Origin of the sequence: Shewanella sp. SW32 (assembly GCF_025653365.1) — a bacterium.
GTDB classification, from domain to species: Bacteria; Pseudomonadota; Gammaproteobacteria; order Enterobacterales; family Shewanellaceae; genus Shewanella; species Shewanella oncorhynchi.
In genome coordinates this window covers 81,945-106,917 of record NZ_JAKKSJ010000020.1, presented here as the reverse complement: position 1 = coordinate 106,917, position 24,973 = coordinate 81,945, and the positions used below count along the sequence as shown (strand labels likewise).

Below are 24,973 nucleotides of genomic sequence, written 5' to 3'. Positions count from 1 at the left end.
TCTTCAATATCTTCCCAGCCCTCACAGCCTGCGATAACTGCACACAGCGTTAAAAACACCACGTCAAACAAGGGATAAACGACCTTAGATGCTTGCCTTGGGTCTTCTAATTCTGAAAAGTGCTCTGCAAAAATATCGATGTTCATAAACTGGCTCCGCGTAAAAGCCAGTATCTGATCACAACGGAAGATCGCGGTCAATCAGTTATGTTAAAGTGCGCGTTAAATGTTCGTGATCTTGCCCTGCTAATGGTTCCACTTGAGTTGGACACTCCTCCATTAGCCAGTGTCCACATCCATCCAATATATGTCCTTCAACTTGAGTAGCGTACTCATTCATTTGGTCAATTTGAGTTTGACCTAAGCTGCCTAGACCATTACCCGATATCGCTAACAGTGGCATTTTTAGCTTACCTTGAGCCAATATTTCTTTATTTTGTAGAACCGACTTTGGTAAAGCTCGGTAGTATTCAAATGCTGCATGCAATGTATGAGGCTTCTCATATGATTTTGCATAAAGTCCTAGGAGCTCCTCTGAAAAGGCTTCCGGCTTTTCTGCATGCTTTCGAATAAAATGCGAGAAGAATTTCTTTTCATTACCCGAGACCAAGGTTTCTGGTAAATTGCCATCCGCAGAGAAAAAGCTAAAATGCCAAGCGGTTGATTCCCCTTGAGGTGTGTACGCTGGGAAAGTGTAAATTCTCTCATCTGGGATCACTGCTTCTAAATAGGCCACTTTAGCAATATCCTTTTGATACTTTGCCACCATAGGATAAGTTGCCCATATGCCAATATCATGCGCGACAAGATTAAATGGCTCATCTGGACTAAAACGTTTCGCGAGTGAATAGATATAAGGGGAAACGTCTTCCCCAGTATAAGAGCTGTTAAGCGGATCAGATAACCCTAGACCCGGTATATCAATGGCGATAACTCGATAATTTTTGGCAAGCAAAGGCATAAGTTGATGCCACTCATACCATGATTGGGCAAACCCATGCACCATTAATAATACTGGGCCACTGCCGCCAGCGACATAGTGCATCTTAATACCATTAACTTCCTCGAAACCGCTCTCAAATCCTGATGGAATAGGGAACTCAGTCGTGGCGTTTACCGTCAACGAAGTGGCCGCTGTACATGCCGCAAACATCAAGTACTTCATTTTTTTAATCATCATTAAACCTTTCAGTGAACCTACTTTAAAATGTCAACAAAACTTATGCTGAAAACCCACCATCAATCATCAAGCTCGCCCCTGTGATATAGCCCGCTTCTGGGCCCGCAATAAAGGCGACAAAGCTAGCGATCTCTTCGGCTTTACCATAACGCCCTAGGGCGCCTATCGCCTTAACGGGCTCAGATGAATCGCCGTTATCAGGGTTCATATCGGTATCCACAGGGCCTGGCTGAATGTTGTTCACCGTAATCGCACGTGGGCCTAAATCCCGCGCTAATCCTTTGGCTAAACCGACTAATGCCGATTTACTCATGCCGTAAATCGCACCACCTACAAACGGAATACGTTCAGCGTTGGTGCTACCGATATTGATGATGCGGCCGCCGTCATTCATGTGCAGCGCCGCTTCTTGGCTCGCCACAAACACACTGCGCACGTTAGTGTTAATTGTTCGATCCCAGTCCTCTAACGTCAGATTTTCGATGCTATCCCAAATCAGCGTGCCCGCATTATTGACCACAATATCTAATCGACCGAAATGCGCTTTGGTCTCGCGGATGGCACGGCGAATTGCCTCCGGCTCTGTGCTGTCAGCCTTAAAGGCAATGACTTGTCCCCCCTGAGCTAGCACTTCATCTACTAGTAATTGTGACTGCGCCTCAGATGACACATAGGTAAAGGCAACCGCGGCGCCGTCACTAGCCAATCTTTTAACGATGGCAGCGCCGATACCACGGCTACCGCCTTGTACAAAAGCCACTTTACCTTGCAGATTATTTGACGATTTCATAGTTAGCTCACTCAATAGGAATATAAAATTTATGGTAAAGAAAAGCGTTGTTAATCAATAGCAAAATGGCGATCGCCCGTTAGTTAACGCTCTTTTTCATACTGTGGTAGTAGCTTACGCGATTCACTTCCCATGATTAAGTCACTAAAATGACCATCACTGAGTCCTTCAAGGAATTAATTGCCGTGATAAATAATCAATTTGTTGAGATACGCCATTTCGTCACAGTTGCCCAGCTCGGCAGTTTTACCTTAGCGGCGCAGGCGTTAGGCATGACTGGTTCGGCGCTCAGTAAAAGCATAGTGCGATTAGAAACCCGCTTAGGCACTAAGCTGCTGCACCGCACCACAAGGCGTGTGAGCTTAACCAATGATGGCGATTCGTATCTCACAGATTGCCAAAATGCCATGGCAATCCTAGACAATGCACAGAGCCGACTCGGCAGCGAACAACAAATTCCCTCAGGTCGAGTGCGAGTGGATTTACCCGTCACTTTTGGGCGGCGATATATACTGCCAACCCTATTATCACTATCGCAAAAATATCCCAAGCTCGAGTTATCCATTACCTTCAACGATAGAGCAACTGACTTGTTCAGTGACGGCATTGATTTGGCGGTGCGTGTCGGACAACTCGGCGACACTGTGGATTTAGTCGCCCGTAGATTAGGAGAACAACGCCGAGTGATCTGCGCATCTCCCGCCTATTTCGCTCGACTTGGTACGCCACAAGGCAAAGATGATCTCAGCCAGCACCAATGCATTGTTGGCTGGCCGCTTGGGCAGCAACATCGCTGGTTACTTAAAAATGAGGATGGGATAATCGAGGCCTATGACATTCCAGTACGCCACGAAATCGCTGATTGCGAAGCCATTTTAGCGGCCACTCTGGCGGGAGTGGGTTTAGCGCAAGTGCCGATATGGCTAGTTGAGGACTATCTTAAGACTGGTGAACTTATCTCGGTACTGAACGAACTCGCCAGTGACGACACACCCATCCACCTGATTTGGCTTAAAACCCCTTACCTCCAACCCAAGCTACGGGTGATCATCGAAGAACTGGTGGAACTAGCCAAAACGCCCAAAAGCAGATTTAAGGCAGGATAAGTAAAAGGCCTCGACTAATCGCGACCTTTCACTTTGGGACTAACGGCTATTTATTTTGATGTACAGATTGGTCATAGAGAGTGATCGCTTTCCTGAGCGCGTCAAAATCCGCCGAACACAAATGCTGCTTTAAGCTATCAAACTTTTCGGCAGGCCAATCGTAGATTTTTAACGCCAGTAACTCAGTAATAACGTCTTTATCGAACCGATACTTGATTAATTTCGCGGGTGATCCCGCCACAATACTGTAGGGTTCGATATTTTGGGTGACAACACTATTTGCGGCAACAACCGCACCTTCACCTATCGTCACCCCAGGCATCAGCATACATCTCATACCTAACCAAGCCCCATCACCAATATGAGTATCGCCTTTGCCTACGTAGGCATCCTCAATAAAATCCACAAAGGGGTATAAACAAAACCAATCTGCTCTATGCGTATGATTTCCGCCCATTAAGATCACAACTTCGGCGGCGATACACACATAGTTACCGATATAAAGTTTATCGATAGGCCACTTAGGCTCCCACTCACGGCTCACTTCATCGCCATGAAGATATCTCACTACAGATCCCTCAAAGCCAGCATCCCAACAATCACTGTAATAGCTATGTTGACCTTTGACTATGATATTGGGATTGGTGACTACCTCATGCAATAACTGAACTTTTGACCAATGCTTTTTCTGCATTGCAAATCCTCTTTATAAACAAAATTGTTAATACGAAACATAATGTTATGAGAAGTTTTACATTAGAATAGTCAGTGAATAAGCGGCTGTTTTAGCAGAGGAATGAGTTTCATATAAAAAATCACAAGTGGGTATAAAAAAGAAAATAGCCCATAAAACTGAAATATCGACATGAGCTAAGCCGTTGTCACTGAAAGCATACTATGTTCACGATGAGAAAAATATTCCCTATTTCATCGCGGCTTTTACATAGACATCGAAACGGTTTTTCTTGGTTTCAATAACCGTATTAGGCTTAACCCCATCCAAATCTTCGGCATAATCTGGGCGCTTAACGACGACACGTTTAGTTGCTAAGGCTAAAGCTGGGGCGAGTAAGCCATCGGCATCTAAATCGGCACCGACTAAGGATTGGAATACACGCATTTCTTTTTTAACAAGGGCCGATTTATCACGGTGGGGGAACATAGGATCGAGGTAAACCACATCCACCTCTTGTGCCAATTTCGATAGTGCTTCTAGGCTAGATCCATGAAATAGGCGCATCCGCTCACGCATCCAATCGCCAATTTCAGCATCTTGATAGGCGCGGCGCAGGCCGTCTTCAAGCAATGCCGCAACCACAGGATGACGCTCTACCATAGTCACTGTACAACCAAGGCTTGCGAGCACAAATGCATCGCGCCCTAAACCCGCAGTGCCATCGACCACACTCGGTGTTACCCCTTGCTTTAATCCCACCGCTTTAGCGATAGATTGGCCACGACCGCCACCAAACTTACGTCTATGGGCGACGGCGCCAGTCACAAAATCCACCACTATGCCATCGAGCTTAGGCTCATCGCGTTTATGCAGTGATAAAGTATCTGATTCAAAACGCAATTCGAAGGTCGCATTCGTATCGTAGACGAGTTGCCAACGTGCACAAATATCCACAAGTGTTGGGTATTGCTGATTGAAAAAAATCGGGGTCACAGGCTGTCTTCTAACCAACGAAAATGATGGCCATTATGCCTAAAAATCTCGTTTATGAATATGCTAGTAAGCAAAACACATCACCAAGCTCATCACTGTCTTAGCCAATTTGTCTCAGTACGCCCTTAATAATTCAAACAAGCATCACACTGTAATGTACTGATTTATAAAGGCAGAAATCTATTTGTATAACAGTTTAGTGATTTATGTTATATGTTACGTCCCCAGCCAACCTGCGTGACTTCCGTACGGGATAAGGACTTTTTTTGCTTCAATGGCTAAAAGGTTTTTTGTTTATCAGGGAGCAAGATTTTTTAAATCCTGACAAAACGATATTAAAAACCAGCTTATTGCGGATTATTCTGCTCAGTGGCGCCATCTTGACCACTAGCATAGTGCTGCATAGCTCTTTAATTGCGTATGAGTTAAACCTCACTTTCATTATCAGCATTACGGTCAGTTTTTTAACCGTACTATTCCTGTCTTTATGGTTTACGCGCAAATATTTACTCGTCAGCTCTATCAGCCTGCTGGCGATGGTTATTGCAGCCTGTTTATCTATGCTGTTGTTTATCCCTGACTTCAACTTATCGCAGGTAGGTATTACTTTCTTATATACCTTGCCCTTGATGGCGCTTTTCCTGTTTGGCAGAAAAGTCGCTTTTATTATGATGTGTTTCAACGTATTGCCTTTTTTACTGCTACTGCGTAACCAAAACCTGCCTCCCATTATCGATATTGATATCAGCCTACCTGCGACCCACGCTTATCTAAACGGTTTGCTGTTTATGTTTTTTAATATCTGTATCCCGTTGTCGGCAATGCGCCTGCTAAAAACCCAGAAAATCCATGCGCAGCAAATGATCCAGCATCAAAATGCACTGCAACATACATTAGACCAATATGCTGAAATCTTTGAAAATAATGGTACAGCCTCCTTCTTCTGCAATGAGGATGGAGTCATTCTCAACCTGAATAATGCCGCGAGGAAAATCGCTGGAGAAGTCACACTAAACCGCACTCGCCTATGTGACATTTTTGAACTTACCGAAGATACCAGCACAAATTTACTGGCGGCCTCGTTTCCAACCCATTTAAAAAACAATAACAGCACTAAATATCTGCTGCAAAAAGCCTCATTACAGCACCATGATACTTTGTTATTTCACTGCCACGATGTCACAGAACAGGCAAACCATGCGATTGAGCTGAGTCGCCTTAAAAAACACCACATCAGCACGCATTTCTATGATTTAGTGACAGGATTACCCAACGAAAATCACTGGTATAACCCAGCGCCAAGCTTGATCCATCAGGAAATGACCGTAGCCTTAATCAAAATTGATAATCTTAGCCAAATTAATGCTGCTTTCGGTATCAGCGTCGGAGATGCCATCCTAAAAGCCTTTGCTATTGAACTCAAAAATCGCTTTGGTCATATCGCAAAAATATACCGATTTAGAGGAGCATCGTTTGCACTCGAGTTTACTAGCCTGCCGCTTATCTCCCCTGAAAACCTAGCGCTACAATTACGCGAGCGTATTCCAACAAACCTACAACTTAAGCAAGAACAACAGACTGAATATCATCTCGAGTGCAGAGTCGGTTGCAGCTCAGGTAATAAAGCCTCACCGCAGCAAGCCGCGGAGCAATGTTTAATTGCCATAAAACAAACCACCCAAGCTAGCCCAGTGATGGTGTATTACATTGGTTTGATTAACAATCTGCTCGAAGCTTCATCGCAAAAAGCCAGAATCCGTGACGCGCTGAAACACAACCGCCTTGAAATGTGGCTGCAACCTAAAGTGATGGCCAATGGCCACATTACTAGCTTTGAAGCGCTAGCCAGAATGTTTGACGAAGACGGCACTATGATCATGCCGAACACTTTTATCCCCATCATAGAGTCATCTCAATTGCAGGCGATTTTTGCGATAAAAGTCTTCAGGCAATTACTACAACTGATCCGTTCTTGGCCTAAGAATGTGCCTCTGGTTAGGATAGCCTTTAATTTATCAGGGCAAGATATTCTGTCGGATCGCTTCTTTAAGGTGTTAATCCAAACCTATATGAATCATCCTGAACTCATCCCATTGTTGGAAATTGAAATTACTGAAACCTCTGTATTTTCAACCCATAAAGAAACAGGCCGACGCCTAAACACCTTAGCTCGCATGGGGGTTTCTATCGCTATTGACGATTTTGGCACTGGCCATGCGTCATTAAGCCAGCTCATTGATATCAGTGCCGACACAATTAAAATCGACCGTTACTTTGTCAGTCAAATGGGCATTAGTGAACGCCATACCCAAATTGTTAACGCCGCCATCCTGTTAGCCAAGAGCTTAAAACTCAACGTCATTGCCGAAGGTATCGAAACCGAAGCCCAGTTATTGCAACTCACTGCGCTAGGATGCGAACAATTTCAAGGTTATTTATTCGGTAAACCCGCACCAGCGAATCTCTGGCTGAAAACCTTTCAAATGCAAACCCCCACACATTGGTTTGCCAATAAAAAGAGCGCCAACTGAGGCATTAAATTTACGCCTAGAAGCATCGCAGGTATAATTGGCGACTGGCATTTGCCTCTCTTTGCTATGTTTGCAAATTACTAGGATCCCCCATGTTAAGTTACCGCCATGGTTATCACGCTGGCAATTATGCCGATGTGTTGAAACACGCCATCTTGCTACAAACCTTGCAGCTGATGCACAAAAAAGACAAACCACTCGTGTATATCGATACCCACGCAGGTGCGGGTGGTTATGCTTTAAGCGATGAATTTGCACAGAAAACAGGTGAATACCTCGAAGGTGTAGCTAAGCTTTGGGATAAAACTGACCTACCACAATCACTGCAGGACTATGTCGCCGCCGTGCGCCATTTTAATGAAGAAAATCCAGACGAACTCAACTTCTACCCAGGTTCACCCGCCATTATCGACATGGAGCTAGGGCCTAAAGATCGCATGGTCTTGCACGAGCTGCACAGCACTGATTATGTGTTATTGGATGATTATTTCTGCGAAGACAGACAAGTTAAAGTGATCAAAGGTGATGGCTTAAAAGGCCTTATCGCCGCAGTACCACCATTAGAGCGTCGTGCTCTGGTGCTAGTCGATCCTAGCTACGAGATGAAAACCGACTACCAAGATGTGGCCGAAACCCTGATAAAAGCGCACAAGCGTTTTGCTACGGGTGTGTTTATCCTGTGGTATCCAGTCGTAAATCGTGCTCAGACCGAAGGTATGTTATCGCGCCTCGCCAGCAGTGGCATTAAACGTCAGCTGAGAATTGAACAAGCCATTAAGCCCGATTCAGATGAATTTGGCATGACAGCGGCAGGATTATGGATCATCAATCCACCTTGGCAGTTAGACGAAATCGCAACTGAATTAATGGATTACTTGGGTAAAACACTTGGACAAGTGGACGGTGACATTACCGTAAAATGGGAAGTCGGCGAGTAACCTTCGATTCAAATGGCGGCGATGATCTCCGGATTTTCGCCACTTCATTTTAGCTTATCAATGCGGCAACTAAACGTCTTTCTGCTCGCGGTAACGCTTCAATAAAATTTTCACACGCTCAACATAGGCTTGGGTTTCAGGATAGGGCGGAATGCCATTGTACTGAACCACGGTCGTCGGCCCCGCATTGTAAGCCGCACAGGCCAATGCGATATCACCATTGAACTGTTTTAGCATTTGTGCCAAATACTTACTGCCACCTAAGATATTCTCTTCGGGTAAAAATGCATTCGCCACACCCATTTCTTTTGCTGTTTCTGGCATCAATTGCATTAATCCCATGGCGCCAGTTCGCGAAAGGGCACGCGCATTAAAGGCTGATTCCGCGTGGATCACAGCGCGGATTAAGGCGGGATCAAGTTGATGCTTATGGGCTGCATGGGAGATCAGGGCATCATAATTAGCGGTAAATAGCCGAATACCATTCCAGTCTATGGTCGAATCGGGACGACAGGCAAAACAGTCATATAACAAAATTTGATACTGGTTATTTGCGGGGGCTTTGTCGGTAAATACGGTGACACCATTAGCTTGTTGGTATTGATAAACCTTGAGTTTTTCTAGACCTTCACTACTCACTATGCCGCTCTGTGAGTACCGCGCCACAATACGCGGCTTAGCTTTTTCGCGCGCCTCCTCAGCATTTGCATTTATCATCAAACTCGAAATCAATAATAAGCACAGGCCTAACACCTCAAATCTGCAGGGCAATGAAAAGGCTGCAAAAGTCAGTGTACGAGCAAGCGCTAAGCGAGTAAGCAACATCAAAGTCCCGTGTACTGATTAAGTTTAAGTACTTCAATAATAGCAAAGAGTTGCTTCATTTCTCGGTTTATCTGACTAAATTCTACTGAAAAGGTTGCGCCATAAAAAATGGACTGCATTTGAAAATGCGTTCTGCGATTCGGCAGGAACAAAGTCAATTTATTGCGGAAAAATGCACATTGAATATTGCCATCGAAATGTTTGGCAAGCTCCTGTAAGCGCTCCATAAATGCCGTATTGAGCAAATAGCGTGACTCGATTTGATCCGTTGAAAACACGTCGAACTCTTTTTCAAATTGCGGATCTTCAAGTTTGACTCGTACCAGTCCCGCATGGCTGTCGGACAGGAAATTTGCTAAACCACCGCGATCCCTCAGCACAACAGTATGACCCATAAACGCTTTATGGCTACTCAGCTCAACCACTAAGCCACGAAACTGGGTTTCCGTGCGGGTCACAGTTCTGCGCCTGCTGGTACTGACATCCAGCTCTTCGACTTGCACATTCTTGGTCAGGGTAAGCTCATTGACCGTCAACTCAATGCCCTTATAGCAGCCTTGTATATAGTCACCTAAGCTGACTTTGTCGTATAGCGGTAATACTTTAGCCGCAACGAGTCGATTCATGTCGAGGCGCATTTCGCGGCTATAAATAAAATCATCGCCGAAATATTTAAACATCAGCGGATAAATATCATTTTGAACCAAATGCTTAAACTCACGAGTCGGAGCAAAGCTCCACCAGCTTAATCCGACTAAAGCAAGCAATGGCAAAGGCGGGAAATAAGCGCCACCGCTGTAGTAGCCAATAACGGTGAGCAAGCTCAGCCCAAGCACTATCATCAAACTCAAATACAAACGTTTACGCGCCGCCTTAAGGCAAGCCACACGCTTAGTTTCATATTTGCGACTGATGGGCGCGATATGTTCTTCGTAATACGCTTCGAGTTGAGGTAGTTCGTCAAAATCCGCAGACAAACCAACAGGCCCCCGATAAGTCCGAATCGGGCTACCTAAAATAAAAGTGATGATATTCATATTGATGTCATAGTATTGCAGGGTGATAACTCACCCTGCACAGCTAAGCTTACAAGTATTCGGCCGCATCTACGGGCGCTTTTGCCGCTTCGCTCACCTCATAGAATGGCATCACTTTAATATTCGCCATAGAAGCAATAATCGAGCCGGGGAAGATTTCTACCGCAGTATTAAGCTCGGAAACTGCCGAGTTGTAAAAACGCCTCGCAGCTGAGATATGTGCTTCGACCTCGTTATAGGTCTGCATCGCCTGCAACATAGTGTTGTCGGACTTGAGCTCAGGATAGTTCTCCACATTCACCATCAAGGTGCTCATTTTGTCGTTCAACCGCTCAGCTTGAACTAAATGCTCTTTAACGGCACTCGGATCGGCCTTGTTGTAATTATGGCTGAGCTGAGTGCGTAATTCGGTGATTTCAGTGAGCAGTGACTTTTCATGCTCCATAAATCGTTTAGCAATTTTTAGAATATTAGGCACAAGGTCGGCACGCTTGGTCAGCTGTACATCGATACCCGACAAGGCTTCGAGCGCGGTATTGCGCTTTTTGACTAGGCTGACGTACCAAAGATAGGTCACGATAAAAATCAGCGTTAATCCCAATAACAATTTTTCCATCTTCCATCCTTAGGTTTCTTATTCTTGTTAATAGGATACAGCTAACCATAAATGAGTGAAAATTTCACCTGCGGGCTGATTAAGACAATGAAATTACTCGCTGGTCAGAGCTGGCGATGTTATCTAACGAGCAATCATCAACGAAACTGGCCATATTCAGCGATGAAAAGTGATCATCTGCATAAAAAACAGCATTTAACCTATAAATTTATCGATATTCAGCTCCGATACAGCAAACAACGTCTATAGTGATATGGCACAACATTAGAGCATCCAATTTTGCTCGTGAATACTGGACTCCTCGAGAGTCCATTTTTTTATCCTAATTTTCGCCCTCCTCACTTCAACACAGTCAATAGCAACATTTAAGTTTCAATTAAAACTTAACAATCATACTTTGCCGCTAATTTTTTAACTTTTACCTTAGCTTTCACTCCGAGTCTTGCACCTAGAGTTATCCCCTCAGCCACGTCATCCACAATCGGCCGTCGGCAATGTCTCGAGTCTGTTATAGGGTCAAAATATTGCGCTGCGTAAAGGTCGACATAAAGGAAGGACGATGAGTTTTAATTCCGGCGATATTCCCCCACAAAAAGCTTCTGAACCCAATCCACAACAGGGCGATATCAGCTCTAGTGGTTGGTTTGTACGTTTTCTCAATATTGTTGAACGCTTAGGCAATCTGCTGCCCCATCCAATCACCTTATTCGCACTGTTCTGTGTTGCCGTGGTCATTATTTCAGGTATTGCGGGCTACTTTGGGTTAACCGTGGTCGATCCTAGACCTATTGGCTCACACGGCCGCAGTGCCGACGGTTTAATCCATGTGGTGAGCCTGATGAACGCCGAAGGTTTGCGGATGATAGTCTCGCATCTGGTGACCAACTTTACTGGCTTTACACCGCTCGGCACCGTGCTCGTGGCGCTACTCGGTGTCGGGATTGCCGAACGCTCTGGCTTATTATCTGCGGCTATGCGTGCTTTAGTCATGGGCGCCTCTAAACGATTAGTCACTGTGACCATAGTATTTGCCGGCATAATGTCCAACACCGCTGCCGAGCTTGGCTATGTGGTACTTATCCCTATGGCGGCGATGATTTTCCACTCCCTTGGCCGCCATCCACTTGCAGGTTTAGCTGCCGCTTTTGCCGGGGTTTCAGGAGGTTATAGCGCTAACTTATTGCTTGGTACTGTCGATCCCTTGCTATCGGGCATTACCGAAGCTGCGGCGCGCATGATAGATCCTCAATACAACGTCGGCCCAGAAGTAAACTGGTACTTCATGTTTGTCTCCACCTTTGTGATCACTTTCCTTGGCGCCTTTGTCACAGAGAAAATCGTCGAACCTAAGTTAGGTCAATACCAAGATGATGATGCAGACGAAACCGTACTGCAATCGATAGAGAGCATCAGTGCTATTGAGAAACGCGGCTTAAAATGGGCTGGGTTATCTATGTTAGTGCTCGCGGTTATTTTAGCGATTTCAGTCGTACCAGAAGGCGCACCGCTGCGCCATCCTGTAACCGGTCTCATCTCAGGTTCGCCATTCCTCAAGGGCATAGTCGCCTTTATCTTTATCTGTTTTGCCATACCTGGCTTTATTTACGGCAAAGTCGTGGGCAGCATCAAAAATGATAAAGATGTCATCAATGCCATGTCCCACAGCATGAGCACTATGGGCATGTATATCGTCCTCGTCTTTTTCGCCGCACAGTTTGTCGCCTTCTTCAACTGGAGTAATTTAGGCGCAGTATTGGCGGTGTTAGGTGCCGATGCACTACAATCCATTGGCTTGACGGGCCCGATCGTATTTTTGTTCTTTATTATGCTCTGCGGCATTATCAACTTGATGCTTGGCAGTGCCTCGGCCCAGTGGGCAATTACCGCTCCTATTTTTGTGCCTATGCTCATGCTGGTTGGTTATGCGCCCGAAACGATTCAAGCGGCGTACCGTATTGGGGATTCGGTGACTAACTTAATCACACCTATGATGAGCTACTTTGGTTTGATTTTAGCAGTTGCCTGTCGTTACCAGAAAAACCTAGGGATAGGTACGCTGATCGCCACTATGCTGCCGTACTCGCTCGTGTTTTTCGTGGGTTGGACAGCGTTCTTCTTCCTGTGGGTATTTGGCTTTGGTCTGCCCGTTGGTCCGGGAGCCGCGACTTACTACACGCCTTAATCGCAATAAAAAAGCGTCGATGGTGAAGTCGACGCCCTTTCTTTATTCGATAGCTTCAGTCGTATAGCCATTCCATTAACAGACTGCAGATCATCAAAAAAATACCTAGATTAAACACATAGGTCTGTAGGGTAGATTTTAATGTCGAGTCCTCAGCTTGCGATACTATCTGGCTCACTGACATAAAAAATAATTGAGGGGCTAACCCCATGCCCACAAATAACACAGCAGCACCGACACAGCGAGTTAACTCTGGTAGTACAAGCTCCTGCAAGTAAAATGCATAAACGCCATAGGCCAAAAACGCCAGCGCTATACCATGGCATATCATTCCCACGATAAGTTGCTTAGTGGCAAGATTACCCCACGAAAACACCATGTCACTCCTACACTCAGCTTAACCAGAACTATTGATACTATTGGGTGCGAAGTTTATCTCGCTTACGATTAATCTGCACCCACACAAACCAACCAAACAAAATACCGCCAATGGGATAAATATAGAGCGCTCTTTGCAGTTCCGCCCAGAATGGAGCGCCCGAGATAAAATAATGTATTAAGGCGACCACGAGGGACGTCAGCATACCCCAGAAAAATACGCCAAAGACCAAAATGACGTACATCTTACCTTTAGCAATGAGTGCATCTAGTTTTTGCAATTCCAACGCAGCATCATCCATATTTCGTCCTCTTAACTGCCTCAGCGCAATATGCCAGAACTCGCGGACAGTGCCTATCCATCTTTATAACTAACAGCATTAAAATAACAAAAAGCCCTGCAATTGCAGGGCTTTAGTTTAGAAGTTTAGAAGTTTAGAAACGATCGAGCTTATTCAGCTGAGTTTGGTTTCTGTTCTTTACCTTTCTTCTCGCGCTTACTGAAGAGACGCTCCACTATCACGAAGAATAATGGTACGAAGAAGATCCCTAGGAAAGTCGAGCTCATCATACCGCCGAGTACACCTGTACCAATGGCGTTTTGACTACCAGAGCCTACACCGGTACTGATAGCTAACGGCACAACACCCAGGCCAAAGGCTAGAGACGTCATTAAGATGGGGCGAAGACGCACACGCACCGCATGCAAGGTCGCCTCGACTAAGCCTGAACCTTTCTCATAGAACTCTTTGGCGAATTCCACAATCAAGATGGCGTTCTTAGTCGCTAACCCTACTGTGGTTAACAGCCCCACTTGGAAGAACACGTCGTTTGGCAAGCCGCGACCATTCATTGCAATCAAGGCACCGATGATCCCGAGCGGAACCACGAGCACAACTGCAAAGGGTACCGACCAGCTTTCATAGAGTGCTGCCAATACTAAGAAGACCACTAAGATCGACAGAGCATACAGCGCTGGCGCTTGGTTACCCGATAGACGTTCTTCATAAGATAGACCGTTCCACGCGACACCAAAACCAGGAGGAAGCTGCTTGGCTAAGTCTTCCATAATTGTCATAGCTGCACCGGTACTGAAACCAGGAGCCGTGGCACCCTGAATGTTCATCGATGGTAAGCCGTTAAAGCGTTCTAAACGTGGAGAACCGTATTCCCATGCACCAGTGGCAAACGCAGAGAATGGCACCATATCACCCTTGTTATTGCGCACGTACCAAGAATCTAAATCTCCCGGTTGCATACGATACTGGGCATCACCTTGCACATATACTTTCTTCACGCGGCCGCGGTCAATAAAGTCATTCACATAAGAACCACCCCAAGCCGTTGCAAGCACATTGTTCACATTAGTGATTTCAATGCCTAACGCGCTCAACTTAGCGTGATCTACATGTAATTGATAAATTGGCGCATCTTCTTGACCGTTTGGACGCACACCCACCAGATTTGGATTCTGTGCCGCCATACCAAGCAGTTGATTACGTGCCGCCACTAACTTCTCGTGGCCTTGGCCGTTCTTATCCTGCAGGTACATGTCGAAACCGTTCGCTGTTCCCAACTCGATTACCGCAGGCGGTACGAAGGCGAATACTAAGGCATCTTTCATCTGACCGAACACACCCATAGCGCGACCAGCAATAGACTTCACATCCATACCAGGCGCTTCACGCTCAGACCAATCCTTCAAACCAACGAAGGCGATACCCATGTTTTGCCCTTGACCCGCAAAACTGAAGCCCGCCACGCTAAACACCGATCTCACGCCCTCCTCAGCCATAAAGTGATCAGACACTTTCTCCAATACTTTTAAGGTGCTTTCTTGAGTTGAGTTAGTCGGCAAAATGGCTTGCGTGAACAAAATACCTTGGTCTTCATCTGGTAAGAACGCCGTAGGCATACGGATAAAGATCCAACCCACTGCAATAACCAGCACAACGTAAATCGCCATCACTCTAAAGCCGCGCTTGATGATCCCAGCAACGCTCGACTCATAACGATTAGTCAGTTTATCGAAACTACGGTTAAACCAACCAAAGAAGCCAGTTTCGATATGAGCATGGCCCTTCTTAATCGGTTTGAGCATAGTCGCACAAAGTGCAGGTGTTAAAATCAAAGCAACTAGAACAGACAACGCCATCGCAGATACGATAGTGATAGAGAACTGACGATAAATAACCCCAGTTGAACCTGACATAAATGCCATAGGGACAAACACTGCGGAGAGGGTCAGACCGATACCGACTAAAGCACCGGTAATTTGATCCATCGACTTACGCGTCGCTTCCAGTGGACTTAAGCCCTCCTCGGCCATTACCCGCTCGACGTTTTCCACCACCACAATCGCATCGTCCACCAGCAAACCAATGGCGAGCACCATAGCAAACATGGTTAAAGTGTTAATCGAGAAACCCGCTAACGACAGAATCGCAAAGGTTCCCAGCAATACCACAGGTACTGCAATAGTCGGGATCAAAGTTGCGCGGAAATTTTGCAAGAAGAGGTACATGATGATGAACACTAGTACAATAGCTTCAAGCAGGGTATGCACTACACCTTCTATCGATTTTTCAACGAAAGGCGTTGTATCGTATGGATAAACAACTTCTAGCCCTTGCGGGAAGAAAGGTTTCATCTCAGCAATTTTTTCACGAACAGCTTCAGCAGTATCAAGCGCGTTAGCACCCGTTGCCAGCTTAATCGCTAACCCTGTCGCAGGTTGACCATTATACAGTGACACCACAGCATAACTTTCAGAACCTAATTCAACCCGTGCCACATCACTTAGGAAGACGTTTGCGCCTGAAATATCCGATTTAAGGATAATTTTGCGGAACTCTTCTGCCGTTTGTAAGCGGCTTTGAGCCGATACAGTTGCGTTCAACTCTTGACCTGCCACAGAGGGCGCGCCACCTAACTGTCCAGCTGAAACTTGAGCGTTTTGAGAACGAATCGCAGCGATAACGTCTAAACTGGTCAAGTTGTATTGAGTCAATTTCAACGGATCTAGCCATATACGCATCGCATATTGGGCACCAAACAGCTGAATTTCACCTACGCCCGGTACGCGACTCATAGGATCTTGAATGTTCGCACCAACATAGTCGGCGATATCGCCTTTATCTAACGAACCATCGGTCGATACGAAGCCTAATACCATTAAGAAGCCTGAACTCGACTTGTTAACGTTAACCCCTTGCGCCTGCACCTCTTGCGGTAACAGGGTCATAGCACCCTGTAACTTGTTCTGTACTTGAACCTGTGCAATATCCGGATCGGCTTCAGCGTTAAAGGTTAAAGTGATCTCAGCATTACCAAAACTGTCACTGGCTGAGGCGATATAACGGAGGTGATCGATACCCGTCATACGTTGCTCAATCACCTGAGTCACAGAATCTTCAACAATCTTAGCGGAAGCGCCAGGATAGTTAGCACTGATCACCACGGTCGGTGGTGCAATGTTAGGATATTGGGACACTGGCAGCGAGCGGATCGAAAGGATCCCCGCCAGCATAATAATCAAGGAGATCACCCACGCAAAGATGGGGCGATCAATAAAAAAACGTGCCATAGCTATGCCCTATTGTGCTTGCGTTTCAGAAATAACTTTGGTGGTTACTGGAGCGCCGGGACGAACTTTCTGTAATCCTTCCACAATCAACTTGTCGCCCACAGTTAAACCAGAAGTGACTCGCCATTGGTTGTTAATCACTTCTGCGGTCGTCACAGTTTTCGCTTCGACTAAACCTTGGTCATTCACCACCATAGCCACAGCTTCACCCTTAGAGTTACGCGTAATCGCTTTTTGTGGAACCAAGATAGCCTGTGGATCAGTACCCGCATTTAACATAGCGCGAACATACATGCCAGGTAACAAGATACCTTCTGGGTTAGGGAATTCTGCGCGCAGAATAACTGAGCCAGTGTTTGGATCCACGCTCACTTCAGCGAACTGCAACTTACCCGGATGACTATATTGAGTGCCATCTTCAAGCAATAATTTCACGTCTGCATTTTCTGAAGCTTGTAGCTTACCTTGCTGCAACTTAGCTTTAAGACGTAACAACTGAGCACTCGATTGCGCAATATCCACATTGATAGGATCAAGTTGTTGAATCGTCGCCAGCGTTTGGCTCTGGTTGGCAGTGACTAACGCACCCGCAGTCACACTCGATTTACCGATACGACCAGAGATAGGCGCTAATACTTCAGTATATTGCAGGTTGATTTTAGCGGTGTTAATCGCAGCTTCAGCCACGGTTACATTCGCTAATGCTTCTTTATAAGCCGCTTCAGCTTCATCGAACTCTTGCTTACTGATGGCGTTGGTTTTTACTAATTGCTGATAACGTGCCGCCTTAGCTTTTGCTGAGGCTAAGCCCGCATTCGCTCTGGCTAAATCAGCATTGGCACTCACTAAAGCAGCTTTATAAGTTGAAGAATCAATCTGATACAGAGATTCACCCTGTTTCACATTGCCACCTTCAACAAAACTACGCTTAGTGATAATACCGTTAACCTGTGGACGAACTTCAGCCTCGAGGAAAGCTTTACTGCGTCCTGGTAATTCCACCTGAATCACTTGTGGCTGGGCAACAACATTAAGGATTCCCACTTCCATACTACGTGGACCAGCGCCCGCCTGAGCGCTCTCTTCTTGAGGGCTGCAAGCTGCCATCCATAACGCCACGCTTATAACTGAGGCAAGTTTAATTGTCTGCCGCATGAGAACTCCTTCAAATATTAACTGCCCACATACCAGTACACTTATTGCGCTGACACGAGCCGTAATTGTAACTAAAATCAAATCCGTTATTTATCTCATAGCCTATATGAATCAACAAGGAAGATAACGAAACTAAATTGTAAACTAATGAAAATTTTCACTCATTCAGCATTACTATATTCATCGAATTGTTATTCGATTTAAAAAATCGGTTAACTTTGAGTGGCATTGTTAGGGGTATATGCCGTAAAACACCCAATAAGCCTACTCCATATTGAATATGTTGCAAATCTGTTCATATTCTAGACTTGCGGCAGGCCAAGGCCCACAGCTCAATGACGTTAGCTTAACCGTCACTTGTTGCAATAATTTGTACATAGAGACGAAAACGCAGCGCGCTTGTTTTTACTCAGGCCACTCTCAGTATCAAGTCGTTAAAAACGCCCCTATCAAGACTGACAATACCGAAAGAGAGTAAGCAAAGAGCTGGCTTCAGACTGCTTGTGCGTAAAAACATGAATACATCCGATAGCGGATTGCTGTGCAGTTTATTACATCTACTATTTGTGCACGGCTAAAAGGCAGCGCCAGCGTTATGAGTCAACGCCACACAATTAAACAGTCACAAATAATAGCTAGCGGGCTATTTTAGTGGTTACCCCAAAACGGAGCAAACCCGAAATTCAGATTAATACCCCATTAAATGAAACTCAGACTCCCACAAATAATGCTTCTGTAATGAAAAATATTGCTAGCAAAGCAATATTTGTCTATTAAAACTAATTTGTTCATCTTCAATAACAACTTAACAGGACTAAATTCGATTATCGCCCACGCTGCAAGCCAGAATACGGCTGATATCAGCCAAACAACGACCCGACTCCTGTTGCCACTGATTAAATACGGCTTGCACTTGCTTAAGCGCCGTTTGTGATGAAAAACCCGTATCGACTAACTTATGTGCTTTAAAATAGCCTTGTACATCATCGGTTAACAAAAAAGTATCTTTGCCAATACCGCGCAGAAAATAGGGACCCGTATTGCCGCCCAATCGAGTACCGCGTTTCTTCAACAACGCCCACAAACCAATAATATCCTGTGTCGGCCAAGCGGCGATCAGTTGCGCCAAACTGCCATGTTCGCGAGCAACATCGTGGATCATCAGAGCGTTATCATAAATAGCTTGGGTCTTTTTAAGATGGCGAATCAAGGTCGCATCACTTGCCCGCGCTTGAATTTGCTCAGGCGATAACATTAATACTTTATGCGGTTCGAACCCAAAGAAAGACTTCTCATACTCGGGCCATTTGTTAACAACCACCCGCCATACAAAACCACTTTGAAACACCTGACGGCTCATCGCCGACAATAATTCAGCATCCCGATATTGGCGAATTTCATCATCAGACAGGCAACCAGACAATAAGGCTTCGAGTCCAGCAGGTCCGCCTTTGCGCTCACTGGCTCTGGCATAAATAGATGAAAAACGCTCTAACTGGCTCATATTATTACCTTTAAAATGATTAAATCCCGACACTTTCTATATGGGCTCATAATACCGATTTTTATCCCTGATGGATCACTTGGCTTTGCCAAGAAAAATTGTGTTTGTTCCAGCATTTTTTAAGAAAACTCTTACAGCAAGCGCTTCAATTACGACTAAAGTTAAAACGTAAAGTCCGTAAAAGACTGGGTTTGGAGTGAGTGCCTATGGAGCTTTTTTATCACCCGTTATCACGCTATTCACAGAAAGTGCTCATCGCACTTTATGAAAAGCAGGCCAACTTCTACCCCAGAATCATAGATCTACGCGACCCTTTGTCCCGCAAGGAATTTCACCAACGTTATCCGCAAGCGCGAATCCCCCTGCTTAAAGCCCAAAATGAACAGCTGATACCCGAATCCAGCATTATTATCGAGTACTTAGATAGGCATTTTGAAAACAGTACCCAGCTGCTGCCACAAGAACCACAACGCAACTTACAGGTACGTTTGTTCGATCGCATCATAGACAATGATATTAACAACCCATTATTTCAATTAGAAAAGTTAAAGCATATAGAAGACAGCAATGAATTCGAAATCAAACAATTAGAGAAGCAACTACTGACACAGTTTCAACGCTTAGACGCGCAACTCACACAACATCATTGGGTCTGTGGCGACAGCTTTACCTTAGCCGACTGTGCACTAATCCCTTGTTTAAGCTATAGCTTCCAACATCTAAACCTGTTGGATTTAGATGAAATTGTGCGCTATTGGCAACAGGCACAACTGCGTGGCGCTTGGATGTTAGTACAAGAAGAGGTGTTACTGGCTGAGATGGAGGAAACGACAGGAATAAGAGGCATACCTTAGCAAGTAAGTCATGCCTCAACACAATCACATATTGCGTTCTTTCTTCAACTGCAAAAACGCTTTCCACTTCACGACTTCTGGCGGCAACTCAGGTGCAGGATCGGTATAACCCGCCTCTTTCACTAGTACATCTAACGGCACTTGCTTACCTTTGCACACAAACACACCGCGCACATGCACTATACAATGTAGGCCACGTTCGCTCACAAAGCGTTGTTCAATATAGAAATATTTTTCATCCCAACCGACGACTTTGGTTTCAATCTCAAAAGTTTTCAGCGGCTTAATATCGCGAATATAGGTAAATTCGGCGGCATTGACTATCGGCATCCACTTCAACTTTAAGAAACGTTTCAGTAGACCCATCTCGGCCAACATATAGGTCCGCGCCAGATCCATAAACGCGGGATAGCGAGAATTAGTGAGATGGAAATTGATGTCGCAATCGCTCGGTAAAGCACGATAAGTGATACGGCTTGTCCCTAGAAAATCGATCTTACGACAATGGCGCGTGCGCCAGAATAACAACCAAAACAAACGAAAATACAGATTCATAACGCGCCGCCCTTGAAATAAGAGCCACAGGCTAACAGAGGCCATACCACAGGGCAAGCGAGATATAGCTCACAAAAAAGACGCCCTAGGGCGTCATTTTATCGTGCGATGAAACTAAATACCCTCAGATAATCAGCCCATTAAAAGGAGCTGATTTATCAAAACTCACAATTGCTTATGCAGCAATGCCTGAATGTCTTAACAGGGCATCGATATTCGGCTCGCGCCCCATAAACTGTTTGAACAAGTCCATCGGCTCGGCTGAACCACCCATTTCGAGGATATTGTGCAAGAAGCGACGACCCGTTTCAGGGTTGAAAATACCTTCCTCTTCGAAACGGGAAAACGCATCCGCCGACAGCACTTCAGCCCATTTATAGCTGTAATAACCTGCGGCATAACCGCCCGCAAAAATATGGGCAAATCCATGTTGGAAACGGTTAAAATCCGGCGGCGTTAATACGGCCACCTGACGACGCACTTCGTCTAAGGTTTCTTGAATGCGCGCGCCTTTAGCTGGGTCGTATTCGTGGTGCATTCTAAAATCGAACAATGAGAACTCGAGTTGGCGCAGCATCATCATGCCAGACTGGAAGTTTTTCGCCGCGAGCATTTTATCTAACAAGGCTTTAGGTAATGGTTCGCCGGTTTCAAAGTGGCCAGAAATTTCGGCTAAGGCTTCTTCCTGCCAACACCAGTTTTCCATAAATTGACTTGGTAACTCGACCGCATCCCAAGGCACACCATTGATACCCGACACGCCTGCAACATCGATTTTTGTCAGCATGTGGTGGATACCATGACCAAATTCGTGGAACAAGGTTGTCACTTCATCATGGGTAAACAGCGCAGGTTTGCCATCGACCGGACCATTAAAGTTACAGGTCAAATAAGCCACTGGCTTTTGTAATCCATTGGCGGTTTGACGGCGCACACGGCAGTCATCCATCCAAGCACCACCACGTTTACCTGTGCGGGCATATAAATCGAGGTAGAAGCTACCTCTGTGTTCGTCAGTTTCGTCGAAAATATCGAAGAAACGCACGTCTTTATGCCATCGGTCAAAATCCTTTTGCTCAAGGATTTTAAGGCCGAACAAACGCGATACTGTGTAGAATAAACCTGAGAGCACTTTATCTTCGGGGAAATACGGACGCAGGATTTCCTGTGAAATCTCATACTTATGCTGCTGCAACTTCTCAGCATAGAAACTTAAGTCCCAAGAGGCCATTTCAGTCACGCCATATTCGGCCTCGGCAAACGCTCTCAGCTCAGCCAGTTCTGCCTTAGCTTGATCCTTTGAGCGCAGCGCTAATTCATTTAAAAATGCCATCACCTGCGCCGGGGTTTCAGCCATTTTCGTCGCCAGAGATTTGTCAGCAAAACTGTCAAAACCGAGTAACAATGCGAGTTCGTGGCGCAAAGCAAGAATTTCGTCCATCAGCGGGCTGTTATCAAACTCTCCGGCATTGGGACCTTGATCTGAAGCGCGAGTGACAAACGCACGGTAGCATTCTTCCCGAAGACTGCGGTTTTCGCTGTAGGTCATGACGGGTAGATAAGAGGGGAAATCTAAGGTAAATAACCAACCTTCTAGCTCACGCGACTGCGCCATCGCTTTAGCGGCGGCTTTGGCAGACTCGGGCAAACCAGCAAGCTCAGCTTCATCAGTGATCAACTTAGTCCAAGCTTGCGTCGCATCCAGTAATTGATTCGAAAAACCACTGGTGAGTTCAGAAAGACGTTTTACAATCTCGCCATAACGCACTTTTTGCGCGTCATCTAAACCAATACCCGATAGTTCAAAGTCGCGCAGGCTGTGCTCTATCACCATCTGCTGGGCTTGGCTCAATTGTGCAAATTCATTGGATGCTCGCAGCGCTTTATAGGCTTGATACAAACCTTGGTGTTGGCCAACGTAAGTACCGTATTCCGATAAAAGAGGTAAACAAGCATCATGGGCGGCACGCCACTCATCTGTGCTAGTCACTGAATTCATATGAGAAACGGGCGACCAAATTTGGCTTAGCTTATCGTCAACCTGTTCTAATGGCGCGACCAAGTTGTCCCACGTAAAAGGACCTTGGTTCTGCAGCACTTCATCAATCTTAGTGCGGCACTGAGCAATGGCATGCTCAACGGCGACTTGAATATGTTCCGGTTTAATCTGTGAAAAAAGCGGTAATTTTGCGCCGCTAAGCAAAGGGTTGCTCATATTGACTCCTCAACAATCTGTATCTGTTATAAATAAGGGCTAATGGCCTATTTATCAAGGCGAGAAAACCGATTGTCCCCTTCGAACGCCTTACTTAACCCTATTTCCCCTGAAAAAAAGTGAACTAGTTCGCATTTAGGATTTACGTTTTATTTACCTACACATTGTTGCAATCTCGATCGCAAATCGAATCAATTCGCATTAATGTTTGTATGTGGACAAGGTATTATCTGCATAACTAACGTACCTCGACCAAAATCAGCAAAAATATGGCAACACACTCAGTGAAACTTATCGCCAGCGTCCTCTGCACATTAGGGATCAACTGCCTTAGTCACAACGCAGTTGCTAATGAGGGCCTAGAACAAGTCGATAGTATTTCAAACACCATATTACCCCGCCAGATGACAGAACCTTTGGCGGTGACGCTGGATTTAGGTTGGGACAGCAAATATGTCTCACAGGGTCGCAATAACTTGCAAAATGGGGGTATTTATTGGCTCAATGCTGCCGTTCAACACGGCAACTTAACCACTTATGCCTTAGTCGGACGCGGTGATAGCCAAGCCTATACAGAGTGGAATATCGGCCTTGAATATGGGTTCAACTTAGCCGAAAACCTAGAGGCCAATCTGGGATATCAGCGCATTGAAGGCTATAGCAATAGCCGCTGCAAAGATAACGAGCTATTTGCAGAACTCGCCTACAGCGCCACAGCTTGGTTGGTACCATCGATGAGTTATGTCTATTCCACAGAGGCGGCAGGCTACTTTGTTGAAGTGAGTTTGCACAGTTATTGGAATATCACAGACCAGTTCAGCCTCACGCCCTATATCACTCAAGGGTTTGATTTTAAATACCGCACAGAAGAACACGATGGCAGTAATAACCTGCAGTTTGGCCTCGAAGCGAATTATCAACTGACCCCAAGCATGAATATTAGCGGACACATTAGCCACAGCATTGCCCAGAGTGATATTGAGCAAGAAGCCTCAGCCAATGGCGATATGAGTTCACAGGATCAAACCTATGCCGGCATTCACTTTGCGATAACGTTTTAACGTCGTTTTAGCTCTATGTTTCTAGCGCTGTATTGCAACCTTCCTCTGTCAATTTATCCCGTGACATTTGGCAAAAACAAAGCTCACTAACTAAACTCAAAATGTCGACGGAGCGACTCACTATTCACATCGATTTTGCCGAGGAACAGGGAATGTTAACGCATCATTTCTATCTTATCCGAACCGCTGTCATTACCTTGCCCCTGCTTTTTATCCAAGTGACAAGCTCGACTAATGCGCAACCGGTATCTGAACCTGAACCGAGTCTAGAATCCTTAGCGCAACCGACACAAACCGCGCCTTTGCCCCTAGGCACTTTACTCGACAATGAGGGCAAGCCGATTAATGTGCCTAACCAAGTGCAAAGTGCGTTCGAGTATTCGCCCCCCACTGTTACACCCGCAGAGCCATCCAAAACCACTAAATCAACTAAAGCCACTCAATCGAACAAAGCCGCTAAGAGTAAAAAACTCAGTCGCAAGCAACAGCTCGCCAGTCGTGCACATGTCGCCAATGATCCTAACTGCCGTTGGCTCGATAAACGTATGGATCAGCTAGAGTCCCTACTCGGCGACAAACAAGATAACGCTGCTAAGCATCAAGCCGATGAACTCAGCGCCCGCCAAAAGGAGTGGCAATGTTTGAAATGTGGTGCAGAAGGCCCAGCTCAAAACGATCACTCTAAGTGCCAATATCGCCGCGAAACAGCCACGCGATAACAACTGAATGCAACTTTAGGAGTATTTTTATTAAAAGCAATGCCTTATACGTTAGTGATGCAATAGGCTGGTC

Annotated in this window: 22 protein-coding genes; 7 read left to right on the top strand and 15 right to left on the bottom strand. The window is 45.6% G+C overall.

Annotated features, from left to right (window positions below; all coding sequences use genetic code 11):
* From L5M28_RS13600 to L5M28_RS13590, 3 genes are all read right to left on the bottom strand, one after another.
* The coding region (locus tag L5M28_RS13600; protein ID WP_263195732.1) for a transposase family protein at nt 1-146 on the bottom strand (146 nt) is incomplete at its 3' end.
* 58 nt (nt 147-204) lie between these two features.
* On the bottom strand, nt 205-1,179 hold the full coding sequence (locus tag L5M28_RS13595) for an alpha/beta hydrolase (protein WP_317630020.1): 975 nt from the start codon (nt 1,177-1,179) through the stop codon (nt 205-207).
* Between the two features lie 40 nt (nt 1,180-1,219).
* Nucleotides 1,220-1,969: a 3-oxoacyl-ACP reductase family protein gene (locus tag L5M28_RS13590; protein ID WP_263167961.1), complete on the bottom strand. Its 750-nt coding sequence runs from the start codon at nt 1,967-1,969 to the stop codon at nt 1,220-1,222.
* Nucleotides 1,970-2,154: 185 nt separating this feature from the next.
* On the opposite strand from L5M28_RS13590, the gene L5M28_RS13585 reads away from it, so the two are divergent.
* Nucleotides 2,155-3,075 carry a LysR family transcriptional regulator gene (locus tag L5M28_RS13585; protein ID WP_263203607.1) on the top strand — a complete coding sequence of 307 codons (921 nt, stop codon included), beginning with the start codon at nt 2,155-2,157 and terminating at the stop codon, nt 3,073-3,075.
* A gap of 46 nt (nt 3,076-3,121) precedes the next feature.
* Here the strand turns inward: L5M28_RS13585 and L5M28_RS13580 are convergent, their stop codons facing one another.
* Nucleotides 3,122-3,769 (bottom strand): CatB-related O-acetyltransferase, encoded by a 648-nt coding sequence (locus L5M28_RS13580; protein ID WP_219254380.1) that lies wholly within the window; start codon nt 3,767-3,769, stop codon nt 3,122-3,124.
* Nucleotides 3,770-3,997: 228 nt separating this feature from the next.
* Nucleotides 3,998-4,744, bottom strand: a complete 747-nt coding sequence (locus tag L5M28_RS13575; RefSeq protein ID WP_263203606.1) for a class I SAM-dependent methyltransferase — start codon at nt 4,742-4,744, stop codon at nt 3,998-4,000.
* Between the two features lie 266 nt (nt 4,745-5,010).
* Between L5M28_RS13575 and L5M28_RS13570 the strand changes: the two genes are divergently transcribed.
* On the top strand, nt 5,011-7,275 hold the full coding sequence (locus L5M28_RS13570; RefSeq protein WP_131524451.1) for a GGDEF domain-containing phosphodiesterase: 2,265 nt from the start codon (nt 5,011-5,013) through the stop codon (nt 7,273-7,275).
* Between the two features lie 92 nt (nt 7,276-7,367).
* Nucleotides 7,368-8,213 carry a 23S rRNA (adenine(2030)-N(6))-methyltransferase RlmJ gene (locus L5M28_RS13565; protein WP_105250694.1) on the top strand — a complete coding sequence of 282 codons (846 nt, stop codon included), beginning with the start codon at nt 7,368-7,370 and terminating at the stop codon, nt 8,211-8,213.
* 69 nt (nt 8,214-8,282) lie between these two features.
* On the opposite strand, the gene L5M28_RS13560 is transcribed toward L5M28_RS13565, so the two are convergent.
* Genes L5M28_RS13560 through L5M28_RS13550 form a run of 3 tightly spaced genes read right to left on the bottom strand, consistent with a single transcriptional unit; the run spans nt 8,283 to nt 10,691 of the window.
* Entirely contained in the window at nt 8,283-9,038 is a 756-nt protein-coding gene (locus tag L5M28_RS13560; RefSeq protein WP_219235062.1) for a lytic transglycosylase domain-containing protein, read from the bottom strand.
* Complete coding sequence (locus tag L5M28_RS13555; protein ID WP_263203604.1) at nt 9,038-10,075, bottom strand: DUF3137 domain-containing protein; 1,038 nt, start codon at nt 10,073-10,075, stop codon at nt 9,038-9,040. The genes L5M28_RS13560 and L5M28_RS13555 overlap by 1 nt, the downstream gene beginning before the upstream one ends.
* A gap of 49 nt (nt 10,076-10,124) precedes the next feature.
* On the bottom strand, nt 10,125-10,691 hold the full coding sequence (locus L5M28_RS13550) for a LemA family protein (RefSeq protein ID WP_219251426.1): 567 nt from the start codon (nt 10,689-10,691) through the stop codon (nt 10,125-10,127).
* Nucleotides 10,692-11,250: 559 nt separating this feature from the next.
* On the opposite strand from L5M28_RS13550, the gene L5M28_RS13545 reads away from it, so the two are divergent.
* Complete coding sequence (locus L5M28_RS13545; protein WP_251068955.1) at nt 11,251-12,873, top strand: AbgT family transporter; 1,623 nt, start codon at nt 11,251-11,253, stop codon at nt 12,871-12,873.
* Between the two features lie 55 nt (nt 12,874-12,928).
* Here L5M28_RS13545 and L5M28_RS13540 read toward each other — a convergent pair whose 3' ends face one another.
* From L5M28_RS13540 to L5M28_RS13520, 5 genes are all read right to left on the bottom strand, one after another.
* Entirely contained in the window at nt 12,929-13,252 is a 324-nt protein-coding gene (locus L5M28_RS13540) for a hypothetical protein (RefSeq protein WP_113940205.1), read from the bottom strand.
* Nucleotides 13,253-13,289: 37 nt separating this feature from the next.
* Nucleotides 13,290-13,553, bottom strand: coding sequence for a hypothetical protein (locus tag L5M28_RS13535; protein WP_263203599.1), 264 nt, complete (start codon nt 13,551-13,553; stop codon nt 13,290-13,292).
* A gap of 149 nt (nt 13,554-13,702) precedes the next feature.
* Complete coding sequence (locus L5M28_RS13530; RefSeq protein WP_105250702.1) at nt 13,703-16,837, bottom strand: efflux RND transporter permease subunit; 3,135 nt, start codon at nt 16,835-16,837, stop codon at nt 13,703-13,705.
* Between the two features lie 9 nt (nt 16,838-16,846).
* On the bottom strand, nt 16,847-17,992 hold the full coding sequence (locus tag L5M28_RS13525; protein ID WP_105250703.1) for an efflux RND transporter periplasmic adaptor subunit: 1,146 nt from the start codon (nt 17,990-17,992) through the stop codon (nt 16,847-16,849).
* A gap of 814 nt (nt 17,993-18,806) precedes the next feature.
* Nucleotides 18,807-19,496, bottom strand: coding sequence for a DNA-3-methyladenine glycosylase I (locus L5M28_RS13520; protein ID WP_105250704.1), 690 nt, complete (start codon nt 19,494-19,496; stop codon nt 18,807-18,809).
* 206 nt (nt 19,497-19,702) lie between these two features.
* On the opposite strand from L5M28_RS13520, the gene L5M28_RS13515 reads away from it, so the two are divergent.
* Nucleotides 19,703-20,350 (top strand): glutathione S-transferase family protein, encoded by a 648-nt coding sequence (locus L5M28_RS13515; protein WP_113940201.1) that lies wholly within the window; start codon nt 19,703-19,705, stop codon nt 20,348-20,350.
* Between the two features lie 24 nt (nt 20,351-20,374).
* Here the strand turns inward: L5M28_RS13515 and L5M28_RS13510 are convergent, their stop codons facing one another.
* Together L5M28_RS13510 and prlC are read right to left on the bottom strand one after the other, a co-directional pair.
* Nucleotides 20,375-20,905, bottom strand: coding sequence for a thioesterase family protein (locus L5M28_RS13510; protein ID WP_011791203.1), 531 nt, complete (start codon nt 20,903-20,905; stop codon nt 20,375-20,377).
* A gap of 175 nt (nt 20,906-21,080) precedes the next feature.
* On the bottom strand, nt 21,081-23,120 hold the full coding sequence (gene prlC, locus L5M28_RS13505; protein WP_263203597.1) for an oligopeptidase A: 2,040 nt from the start codon (nt 23,118-23,120) through the stop codon (nt 21,081-21,083).
* 269 nt (nt 23,121-23,389) lie between these two features.
* Between prlC and L5M28_RS13500 the strand changes: the two genes are divergently transcribed.
* A complete protein-coding gene (locus L5M28_RS13500; protein WP_263203596.1) occupies nt 23,390-24,181 on the top strand; it encodes a hypothetical protein in 792 nt (263 codons plus the stop codon).
* 152 nt (nt 24,182-24,333) lie between these two features.
* Nucleotides 24,334-24,900, top strand: a complete 567-nt coding sequence (locus tag L5M28_RS13495; RefSeq protein WP_263203595.1) for a hypothetical protein — start codon at nt 24,334-24,336, stop codon at nt 24,898-24,900.
* Nucleotides 24,901-24,973: the final 73 nt, after the last annotated feature.

Coding starts and splice junctions, on each gene's coding strand:
- L5M28_RS13590 (WP_263167961.1), bottom strand. CDS start 1,969: ATGAAATCGTCAAATAATCTGCAAGGTAAAGTGGCTTTTGTACAAGGC.
- L5M28_RS13540 (WP_113940205.1), bottom strand. CDS start 13,252: ATGGTGTTTTCGTGGGGTAATCTTGCCACTAAGCAACTTATCGTGGGA.
- L5M28_RS13555 (WP_263203604.1), bottom strand. CDS start 10,075: ATGAATATCATCACTTTTATTTTAGGTAGCCCGATTCGGACTTATCGG.
- L5M28_RS13565 (WP_105250694.1), top strand. CDS start 7,368: ATGTTAAGTTACCGCCATGGTTATCACGCTGGCAATTATGCCGATGTG.
- L5M28_RS13525 (WP_105250703.1), bottom strand. CDS start 17,992: ATGCGGCAGACAATTAAACTTGCCTCAGTTATAAGCGTGGCGTTATGG.
- L5M28_RS13550 (WP_219251426.1), bottom strand. CDS start 10,691: ATGGAAAAATTGTTATTGGGATTAACGCTGATTTTTATCGTGACCTAT.
- L5M28_RS13520 (WP_105250704.1), bottom strand. CDS start 19,496: ATGAGCCAGTTAGAGCGTTTTTCATCTATTTATGCCAGAGCCAGTGAG.
- prlC (WP_263203597.1), bottom strand. CDS start 23,120: ATGAGCAACCCTTTGCTTAGCGGCGCAAAATTACCGCTTTTTTCACAG.
- L5M28_RS13595 (WP_317630020.1), bottom strand. CDS start 1,179: ATGATGATTAAAAAAATGAAGTACTTGATGTTTGCGGCATGTACAGCG.
- L5M28_RS13580 (WP_219254380.1), bottom strand. CDS start 3,769: ATGCAGAAAAAGCATTGGTCAAAAGTTCAGTTATTGCATGAGGTAGTC.
- L5M28_RS13530 (WP_105250702.1), bottom strand. CDS start 16,837: ATGGCACGTTTTTTTATTGATCGCCCCATCTTTGCGTGGGTGATCTCC.
- L5M28_RS13510 (WP_011791203.1), bottom strand. CDS start 20,905: ATGAATCTGTATTTTCGTTTGTTTTGGTTGTTATTCTGGCGCACGCGC.
- L5M28_RS13545 (WP_251068955.1), top strand. CDS start 11,251: ATGAGTTTTAATTCCGGCGATATTCCCCCACAAAAAGCTTCTGAACCC.
- L5M28_RS13535 (WP_263203599.1), bottom strand. CDS start 13,553: ATGGATGATGCTGCGTTGGAATTGCAAAAACTAGATGCACTCATTGCT.
- L5M28_RS13515 (WP_113940201.1), top strand. CDS start 19,703: ATGGAGCTTTTTTATCACCCGTTATCACGCTATTCACAGAAAGTGCTC.
- L5M28_RS13560 (WP_219235062.1), bottom strand. CDS start 9,038: ATGTTGCTTACTCGCTTAGCGCTTGCTCGTACACTGACTTTTGCAGCC.
- L5M28_RS13495 (WP_263203595.1), top strand. CDS start 24,334: ATGTTAACGCATCATTTCTATCTTATCCGAACCGCTGTCATTACCTTG.
- L5M28_RS13500 (WP_263203596.1), top strand. CDS start 23,390: ATGGCAACACACTCAGTGAAACTTATCGCCAGCGTCCTCTGCACATTA.